This is a genomic window from Caballeronia sp. (assembly GCF_028292365.1).
Lineage (GTDB): Bacteria > Pseudomonadota > Gammaproteobacteria > Burkholderiales > Burkholderiaceae > Caballeronia.
In genome coordinates, this window is sequence record NZ_JAQGMM010000013.1 from 1 (window position 1) to 8741 (window position 8741).

At 61.6% G+C, this 8741-nt stretch carries 9 protein-coding genes; 4 read left to right on the top strand and 5 right to left on the bottom strand.

The window, feature by feature from the left end:
• Positions 1–1705, bottom strand: a 1705-nt coding sequence (locus tag JWR14_RS00485) for a Clp protease N-terminal domain-containing protein (protein WP_299699462.1), incomplete at its 3' end; no start/stop codon positions are given.
• Between the two features lie 337 nt (positions 1706–2042).
• On the bottom strand, positions 2043–2534 hold the full coding sequence (locus JWR14_RS00490) for an Rrf2 family transcriptional regulator (RefSeq protein WP_299699465.1): 492 nt from the start codon (positions 2532–2534) through the stop codon (positions 2043–2045).
• Positions 2535–3183: 649 nt separating this feature from the next.
• Here JWR14_RS00490 and JWR14_RS00495 point away from each other — a divergent pair.
• Positions 3184–3783: a group III truncated hemoglobin gene (locus JWR14_RS00495; RefSeq protein ID WP_299699468.1), complete on the top strand. Its 600-nt coding sequence runs from the start codon at positions 3184–3186 to the stop codon at positions 3781–3783.
• 81 nt (positions 3784–3864) lie between these two features.
• On the opposite strand, the gene moaE is transcribed toward JWR14_RS00495, so the two are convergent.
• The 3 genes from moaE to glp are packed head-to-tail and all read right to left on the bottom strand — an operon-like array spanning position 3865 to position 5855.
• Positions 3865–4344, bottom strand: coding sequence for a molybdopterin synthase catalytic subunit MoaE (gene moaE, locus JWR14_RS00500; protein WP_299699471.1), 480 nt, complete (start codon positions 4342–4344; stop codon positions 3865–3867).
• A gap of 1 nt (position 4345) precedes the next feature.
• A complete protein-coding gene (gene moaD / locus JWR14_RS00505) occupies positions 4346–4603 on the bottom strand; it encodes a molybdopterin converting factor subunit 1 (protein WP_299699474.1) in 258 nt (85 codons plus the stop codon).
• Positions 4604–4622: 19 nt separating this feature from the next.
• Entirely contained in the window at positions 4623–5855 is a 1233-nt protein-coding gene (gene glp / locus JWR14_RS00510) for a gephyrin-like molybdotransferase Glp (RefSeq protein WP_366144493.1), read from the bottom strand.
• A gap of 299 nt (positions 5856–6154) precedes the next feature.
• Between glp and JWR14_RS00515 the strand changes: the two genes are divergently transcribed.
• From JWR14_RS00515 to JWR14_RS00525, 3 genes are all read left to right on the top strand, one after another.
• Positions 6155–6700, top strand: coding sequence for an NUDIX hydrolase (locus tag JWR14_RS00515; protein WP_213761547.1), 546 nt, complete (start codon positions 6155–6157; stop codon positions 6698–6700).
• Positions 6701–6714: 14 nt separating this feature from the next.
• On the top strand, positions 6715–7464 hold the full coding sequence (aat, locus tag JWR14_RS00520) for a leucyl/phenylalanyl-tRNA--protein transferase (RefSeq protein WP_299699484.1): 750 nt from the start codon (positions 6715–6717) through the stop codon (positions 7462–7464).
• Positions 7465–7643: 179 nt separating this feature from the next.
• The gene (locus JWR14_RS00525) at positions 7644–8534 is read left to right on the top strand and encodes an arginyltransferase (RefSeq protein WP_299699487.1); all 891 of its coding nucleotides are present in this window, start codon (positions 7644–7646) and stop codon (positions 8532–8534) included.
• The last annotated feature ends 207 nt before the right edge of the window (positions 8535–8741 follow it).

Below are 8741 nucleotides of genomic sequence, written 5' to 3' on the forward strand. Positions count from 1 at the left end.
CCTCGATGTGCAGCAGTTTTTCGCGCTCGCCCTGCATCATGCGCGACACCGGGATGCCGGTCGCGCGCGACACCACCTCGGCGATTTCCTCGGCGCCCACCTGGGTACGCAGCAGCTTCGGCCTGGCGCTGTCGGCGCCGCGCGTGGCGACTTCTTCCGCCTGCTTCAGCTGCGCTTCAAGCTGCGGCAGCTTGCCGTACTGGAGTTCGGACATCAAGGCATAGTCGCTCCTGCGCTTGGCCTCTTCCATCTGGTGCCGGACCTGCTCGATTTCTTCCTTGATGTGGGTGGTCCCCTGCACCGTGGCCTTTTCGGCCTTGAGGATTTCCTCGTAGTCGTTGTATTCGCGCTCCAGGCGGGCGATCTCGTCGTCGATCAGGCCCAGGCGCCGCTGCGACGCCTCGTCCTTCGCCTTCTTGACCGCTTCCTTTTCGATCTTCAGCTGGATGATGCGGCGCTCGAGCCGGTCCATCACTTCAGGCTTGGAATCGATTTCGATCTTGATCTTAGATGCCGCCTCGTCGATCAGGTCGATCGCTTTATCGGGCAGGAAACGGTCGGTGATGTAACGGTGCGACAGCTCGGCGGCGGCGATGATGGCCGGGTCGGTGATCTCGACCTTGTGGTGCAGCTCGTACTTGTCCTGCAGCCCGCGCAGGATGGCGATGGTCGCCTCCACCGTCGGCTCTTCGACCAGCACTTTCTGGAAGCGGCGCTCGAGCGCGGCGTCCTTCTCGATGTACTTGCGGTATTCGTCGAGCGTGGTGGCGCCGACGCAATGCAGTTCGCCGCGCGCCAGCGCCGGTTTCAGCATGTTCCCGGCGTCCATCGCGCCCTCGGCCTTGCCGGCGCCGACCATCGTGTGCATCTCGTCGATGAAGACGATGGTCTGGCCTTCGTCCTGCGACAGTTCCTTCAGCACCGTCTTCAGCCTTTCCTCGAACTCGCCGCGGAACTTGGCGCCGGCCAGCAGCGCCGCCATGTCGAGCGAAAGCACCCGCTTGCCCTTGAGCGAGTCGGGCACTTCGCCGTTGATGATGCGCTGCGCCAGGCCTTCGACGATGGCCGTCTTGCCCACGCCCGGCTCGCCGATCAGCACCGGATTGTTCTTAGTGCGGCGTTGCAAGATCTGAATAGAACGGCGAATTTCGTCGTCACGGCCGATCACCGGGTCAAGCTTGCCGGCGCGCGCGCGTTCGGTCAGGTCGACGGTGTATTTCTTCAGCGCCCCGCGCTGGCTTTCCGCGTCCTGGCTGTTCACCTGGCCACCGCCGCGAACCGAATTGATCGCGGCTTCAAGCGCCTTGCGCGTGAGGCCATGCTGCTTGGCAATCCGGCCAGCTTCGCCCTTGTCGTCGGCGATGGCGAGCAGGTACATCTCGCTGGCGATAAACGTGTCGTTGAGCTTTTGCGCCTCTTTGTCGGCGCTGTTCAGCAAGCCGGCGAGATCGCGGCTGACCTGGACGTTGCCGTCCGTGCCCTGAACTTGCGGCAGACGCGTCATGGCGTCCTTGAGCGCGGTTTGCAGCGCCTGGACCTGCACACCCGCTTGCGACAGCAGCGAGCGCGCCGAACCGTCCTGCTGCGCGATCAACGCCGAAAGCAAGTGAATCGGTTCGATATATTGATTGTCATTGCCGACGGCAAGACTCTGCGCGTCAGCCAGTGCTTCCTGGAACTTCGTGGTTAGCTTGTCGATTCTCATATTGAGACCTCCAAATCGGGATGTGTTCAAAATGAGGCGTGATCCGGCACTTTCAAGCGTTCCACTGCCCAAAAACCGCATTTTTCTGCGAAATGCCGATTGACGCGCTTGGGTAGTGCCGAGCGGTTAGTCGTGGTCATGAAAGCGTCGGGTCGGGAACAACACCGTACGCTGGCGTCCGTCGAGCATGGGCGTCAGGGACCGGCCAGGGTCCATTGTGATCGGATCGCGACGGCGGTGGACTGATCCAGGTCGAAGAATCAGCGCGGGCCGCGCCCGGAACAGGTATGCGTCAGGAAGGTGAAGCAGGTAAATTAGTCACGCAAAAATAGCTCAGTCAGCCATGCCCGGCGATACGATTAATGCCCGCCGCTGCCGGCATGAATCGCACGATGCCGAGCGCGCCCGCGAGTTCCTCAGACGGCGACGCCAGATCACCGACCGTATGCTGATCGAGTTCCGCCAGGAACGCATCGCGCGCTGCGGCGAACACGCCCCGCAGACGGCAATGGGGTTCGATCACACAATGCCGGTGGGGTTCGCTGTCATCGGCGAAACAACCGACTATCGAAAAATCGTTCTCGGTCTTGCGCACAACCTCGCCGACGCTCAGCGACCGCGTACGAGGGTCGAGCTTCAGGCCGCCGTTACGGCCGCGTACGGTTTCCACCCAGCCGAGCTCTCCGAGCCGCTGCACCACCTTCATCAGATGGTTCTTGGAGATCCCGTAGGCATCGGAGATCTCCTGGATGGTCGACAGCCCCTCGGGCCGAACGGCCAGATAGAGCATGACGCGCAACGAATAGTCGGTGTAATCGGTCAGTCGCATGGGTGGATCGCGTAGTTCGCGTAATCAGTCGCGGAATCTGTCGAATGAGCCGATCGCGTGGTCACGTCGGTCCGGAGCGTAGTAAAAGTTCAATCGCACGGGTATAGGGTACGCTTTCAGGCGGCACAAATAGCCAGATAGACGTTACACCTGAACCCGATCGAACGTGCCTGGCCCAACTCTTTCACCGAATCGCCATGCGGCCGGGCAAGGTCGGAGCCCGTCGCACAACCGCTGCGGCCAATCGCCGCCTGGCGCCATCCACTACGTCACGATTAAACGTCGATTATCATGGAAGCAGTCAGGCGGATGTCAATCAAACTCATTCTGCTTATTTGCCGCTCGTATTGTTCGCACTTGTTGACCTAACTTAGTGGCGCAACTAGAGGGCTGAATTGTCTGGCCCCATTTATAGATGGCGCATATGACACTGACTTCATAAGCCGGCCTTATGCACCCGCTGCGTTAGCCCGTTTCATGAGCCCATTTGGCGATAGGTTCGTAGTTTATTCTGTTCCCGTCAATCGTCTGCTGTAATTGGCATTTTACTAATATCGGCAGGCCGGATTTTCGTTCACCGATTTGAGAACCACTAATCGGCGTTTCGCCAGCCAGACTAAATCCTCACTGAATCCTGTTATCGAACGCTATGAGTAAGCCCCTGATTGAGCCCCCCAGCCAGCCGGCGCCACTGCCAACACCATTCGTCCGAATCGCGGAACCCGACGAAACCAATATCCGGGAACTGGTCGACGCGTTCTACCAGCGTGTGGATGATGACCTGCTGCTCGGCCCGATCTTCGCCCGCGAACTCGCTGGGCGTTGGGACGCGCATTTAGCGAAGATGGCGACGTTCTGGTCGAGCCTCGTACTTGGAACGAAGGGATATAGGGGCAACGTTCAAGAGGCGCACCGGCCTCTCGGCGATATTGAACCCCAGCACTTCGCCCGCTGGCTCACGCTTTTCCTCGACACCGTCAACACCCGCTACGAGCCTGCCGCAGCCGTGCAGTTCATGGAGCCAGCGCTGCGCATTGCGCAAAGCCTGCAACTGAGCAAATTCGGCTGGGACTATGCCATTCCGGACAAGCAGCTCGCTTTGATGGCATCGCTCAAGCGCCTGCGCACGGGGCGCGGCGAAAGCGAGTTTTCCAGGGAATTGCCCGACCGGAGCCACGGCAAACCTTTTCCAGTCGGGCTGTCGAGCGTTGAAAATACCGAACAACGCAACAAATCGAGCGACGCATAAACTACTCATAGGCGCACATTCCCAGTCCGCCAGCGACGCAGCCGAACGCAGCGCTGGCCGCGAATGATAGCTGCCGATTGCTTACGCCCCCGCCCCTTTTGTCACATCCAAATCCCATCGTGTTAGCGCGGCGTCGTCGGATTCACGGGCATCGACCCATTTCTCGCCGTGTTCCGTCTTTTCCTTCTTCCAGAACGGCGCCTGCGTTTTCAGATAATCCATCACGAACGCACACGATTCGAAGGCTTGCGCCCGGTGCATGGCGGTCGTCACAACCAGCACGATCTGGTCGAGCGGCAAGAGTTTTCCCACGCGATGCACGATCAGCACGTCCGAACCCGGCCAGCGCTCCCGAGCCTGCGCAGCGATGGCCTCCAGCGCCTTTTCGGTCATGCCGGGATAGTGCTCCAGCTCCATTGCCTGAACAGTTTGGCCTTCGTTCAAATCCCGCACCGTACCGATAAAACACGCCACCGCGCCCACCTTGGGATTGTCCGCGCGCAACGCGGCGACTTCCGTGCTGAGATCGAAATCGGCTTCCTGCACGCGTACTCGCGTCATCTCAGCCTCCCGTGACGGGCGGGAAAAACGCGACTTCGCAGCCTTCCGTAATGCGCCGCGACGGGTCCGTCATTTCATGGTTGCACGCCATGCGCAACGAACGGCCCTCGGCGAGCGTTTCCGCCCATGCACCACCGCGCATGCGCAGCCAGGCGCGCACGTCGCCGACGCTGGATACGCTGTCCGGCACATCCACGCTCTCGTTCGCCACACCTAGTGATTCGCGCACGCCCGCAAAAAACCTTAATTCGACTTTCATGATTGCCTTCGACGCAACTTCAACGCATCAGTTCTGAAAACGGGATAAACCGCACGGTCTCACCGGCCTGGATGGCGTGGTTCGGCGGGTTATCGATCAGACCGTCGCCCCATACCGTGGATGTCAACACAGCCGAGCTTTGATTCCCGAACACCTCCAGACCACCGGCTTCGTTCACACGGGCACGCAGGAATTCGTTACGCCGGTCACCCTTCTTTTGCGTGAAATCGGCCCGCATGGAGTACACGCGCGGTTCAACCGATTCGGCGCCCGCCAGTCGCAGGATGAACGGCCGCACAAACAGCAGGAACGTGCAGAAGCTGGAGACCGGATTGCCCGGCAATCCAATAAAAAACGCCTCGCCGCCGTTTTGACCGGCCGACTCGCGCCGCACCGCACCGAACGCGAGCGGCTTGCCGGGTTTCATCGCGATCTGCCACATGGAAATGCGTCCTTCCGCTTCCACAGCCGGCTTCACATGATCTTCCTCACCGACCGATACGCCCCCGCACGTGAGGATCAGGTCATGATCGCGCGCCGCCTGCCGCAGGGTTTCGCGGGTTGCGTCCAGACGATCAGGCACGATACCGAGATCGGTCACGTCGCAACCCAGTTCGCCAAGCAACGCACGCAGCGTGAAACGATTCGAGTTGTAGATCGCGCCTGGGCGCAACGGCTCGCCCGGCATGGTGAGTTCGTCGCCGGTAAAAAACACCGCCACGCGCACCTTGCGCACCACGTCGAGCACAGCGCTCCCCACCGATGCCGCGAGCCCCAGCGCCTGCGGCGTAAGCCGCGAGCCGGCGGGCAGAATCACGGAGCCGCGACGGATATCAGCGCCTTGCTGCGTGATCCATTCGCCCTCCGGCGGCACGTGGGAGAAGGTCGCACCGGCGTTGTCGGAACGGACCATTTCCTGCATCACGATGGTGTCCGCACCCGGCGGCACGGTGGCCCCCGTGAAGATGCGCGCAACCGTACCGGCAGCCAGCGGCTCGGCCGTCTGGCCAGCCGGCACACGCTGCGACACGGGGAGCGTCACGGCGCTCGCTTCAGACGCGCCGGCGAGATCCGCGGCCCGCACCGCGTAGCCATCCATGGAACTGGTGCGCATGGGCGGCACGTCGAGCGGCGACACGACGGCCGTAGCCAGCACGCGCCCGAGCGCTTCGAAGGTATCGACGGTTTTCGCCCCGTCCACCCGGCGCGCGGCCGCCAGCAAGGTAGCGAGCGCGTCGGCGGTGGACAGCATTGGCGGGCGTGGAGCGGCGGGCGTGGTGGACATCGTCGGGGAATGTGTATTGGCCGTGAATGAGCAGACGTGGCGCTCAAAGCGTTGCGTCCGAAGCACTTATTGTAGCGAGAAGCCGGCAACAAGCGTCCGCCCGGTTGCGTCCGGCCCGGGCTCATCGGCCATCTGGGCAAGTGCTGGACAGTGGCGCGCCCCGTCACGTACTCCGGCTCGCGGTGCCTTTTTTCGGCGGACGCCCGCGCCGCCGCGCGACACGGGCTCGGTGATACACTCGCACGACACTTTCAGACTTCTCCCCTATGAAATTCTGTTCCGTCTGCGGCCACGAGGTCGGCCTGAGCATTCCGCCTGGCGACAACCGCCAGCGCTACGTCTGCGGTAATTGCGGCACGGTGCATTATCAGAATCCGCGCAACGTGGTCGGGACCGTGCCGGTCTGGGACGACAAAGTGCTGCTGTGCCGGCGCGCGATCGAACCGCGCTACGGCTACTGGACCTTGCCGGCGGGTTTCATGGAGATGGACGAAACCACCAGCGAAGGCGCCGCGCGCGAAACGCTCGAGGAAGCTGGCGCACGCGTCGAAATCCAGAGCCTCTTCACGCTGCTGAACGTGCCTCACGTGCATCAGGTGCACCTCTTCTATCTGGCACGGCTGCTGGATCTGGACATCGACGCCGGAGAGGAAAGTCTCGAAGTGAAGCTCTTCGACGAGAGCGAGATTCCCTGGGACGAAATCGCCTTCCCGACAGTCGGGCAGACGCTACGCTTCTTTTTCGCCGACCGCGCCGCCGGCAACTACGCGCTGCATACCGGCGACATCTTCCGCTCACTGCGCGAAGGCTGAGCGCCCCCCGAATCATGGTTCCATGGCTCGCCTCCGACGATCCGTTCCCCCCCGTCGAGCGTGCGCTCGGGGAGGCGAGCGGCGCGCCCGGATTACTCGCGGCCAGCGCTGAATTGCAGAGCAGCCGTCTCGTGGATGCGTATCAGCGCGGCATTTTCCCATGGTATTCCGATGGCCAGCCGGTGCTCTGGTGGAGTCCCGATCCGCGCATGGTGCTGATTCCCGACGAATTCAAAGTCTCCGATTCGTTGCGTAAAACGCTGCGGCGCGTGTTGCGCGAGGCGTCGTGGGAAATTCGCGTGGACGAAGATTTCGCCGGCGTGATGCGTGCCTGTGCCCAGACGCCGCGCGAAGGCCAGCGCGGCACGTGGATCACGGCGGATATCGTGGAAGCCTATTCCTCGCTGCATCGCGAAGGGCGGGCGCATAGCATTGAAACGTGGTTCGAGGGCAAGCGCGTAGGCGGTCTTTATGGCGTGTCGTTCGGGCGGATGTTTTTCGGCGAATCGATGTTCGCGCATCGCACCGACGCGTCGAAAATCGCGCTGGCGGCGCTCATCGGACACTTGCGCCACCATAAAATAGAGATGATAGACTGCCAGCAGAATACGTCGCATCTGGCCTCGCTGGGCGGCCGGGAGATCTCCCGCAAGTTATTTGTGAGACATCTGCGCGGGGCGGTCGGCGAACCGCCGGTCCCCTGGCAGTTCAACAAATACGCGCTGCTCGAAACGCTTCGGCCTCCCATGTTGCCACCTGAATGAGTGAAGCCGGTTTTGAGGAGCGCGAGGTCCGGGACGCAAACCAATCCAACTCGATGATTAGACGTTGATGCATAGCAGGCAAGATAGCGACACGACCGAGGATTTCCGCCCTGCATCGAACCGCTGCGGCACGGTTAGGACGGTAAGTAAGATAGACGCTTAGAACGAGAGCTGCCAACGTGACTCACCCCAATGAGCTGCCGCTTTCTCCCCTTTCGGCGTTGCAATTTTATGCAACGGCGCCGTACCCCTGCAGCTATCTGGACGGGCGCATTGCGCGCTCCCAGGTGGCAACACCCAGTCACCTGATCAACTCCGACGTCTACACCGAACTCGTCAAGGCGGGTTTCCGGCGCTCCGGGGTCTTCACCTATCGCCCATATTGCGACGGCTGCCGCGCTTGCGTGCCGGTGCGCGTGCCTATCGAGCACTTCAAGCCGAACCGCACCCAGCGGCGCGTCTGGAAGCAGCATGGCGGGCTGGTGGCGAGCGTGGCACCACTGCACTATGACGAAGAGCATTACGCGCTCTATATGCGCTATCAGTCGGCGCGGCACGCGGGCGGCGGCATGGATCGCGACAGCCGTGACCAGTACGAGCAATTTTTGCTGCAAAGCCGGATCAACTCGCGCCTGGTGGAATTCCGCGAGCCTGTGCGCGCCGGCAATCCCGCAGACTCCGATAATCCGGATGCCACAGATGCAAGCCTGCACAACAGTCTCGTCGATGATCCACCGGAACCCGGCACGCTGCGCATGATCAGCATGATCGACATTCTCGGCGACGGACTTTCGTCGGTTTATACATTTTTCGAACCCGGCATGCCGCACACCAGCTTCGGCACTTACAACATCCTGTGGCAGATCGAGCAGGCGCGCAGCCTGGATTTGCCTCACGTCTATCTGGGTTACTGGATTCGTGAGAGCGACAAAATGGCGTACAAGGCGAATTTCCGGCCGCTGGAGGGCTTGATTGACGGCCATTGGGGCTTGCTCGATCCCACTACCATGCACTCCGCCGGAACACCGCCCATGCCAGGCAAGATGCCCACGGACAAACCGCGGCGCTGACCTGTACTACCCGTCGCGCCGGTCCCTGCGATGGCCTTTCCTTGGTCTTGTCCGAGACGCTTTTCATCAGCGTGTCATCACTTTTCGGCGTGCTTGCGCAAAGCCGTTAAAATGGCGCGTCTCAATTTACGCCGCTCCGGCCTTTCCACCTCGTGTTCAGCTCCCTCTACCCGCTCGCCCGCGCGCAACTTTTTCGCATGGATGCGG

Excerpts from the sequence above, each read along its gene's own strand:
- moaD (WP_299699474.1), bottom strand. The coding sequence starts at position 4,603 with ATGAAAGTCGAATTAAGGTTTTTTGCGGGCGTGCGCGAATCACTAGGT.
- glp (WP_366144493.1), bottom strand. The coding sequence starts at position 5,855 with ATGCTGTCCACCGCCGACGCGCTCGCTACCTTGCTGGCGGCCGCGCGC.
- moaE (WP_299699471.1), bottom strand. The coding sequence starts at position 4,344 with ATGACGCGAGTACGCGTGCAGGAAGCCGATTTCGATCTCAGCACGGAA.
- JWR14_RS00490 (WP_299699465.1), bottom strand. The coding sequence starts at position 2,534 with ATGCGACTGACCGATTACACCGACTATTCGTTGCGCGTCATGCTCTAT.
- JWR14_RS00515 (WP_213761547.1), top strand. The coding sequence starts at position 6,155 with ATGAAATTCTGTTCCGTCTGCGGCCACGAGGTCGGCCTGAGCATTCCG.
- JWR14_RS00495 (WP_299699468.1), top strand. The coding sequence starts at position 3,184 with ATGAGTAAGCCCCTGATTGAGCCCCCCAGCCAGCCGGCGCCACTGCCA.
- aat (WP_299699484.1), top strand. The coding sequence starts at position 6,715 with ATGGTTCCATGGCTCGCCTCCGACGATCCGTTCCCCCCCGTCGAGCGT.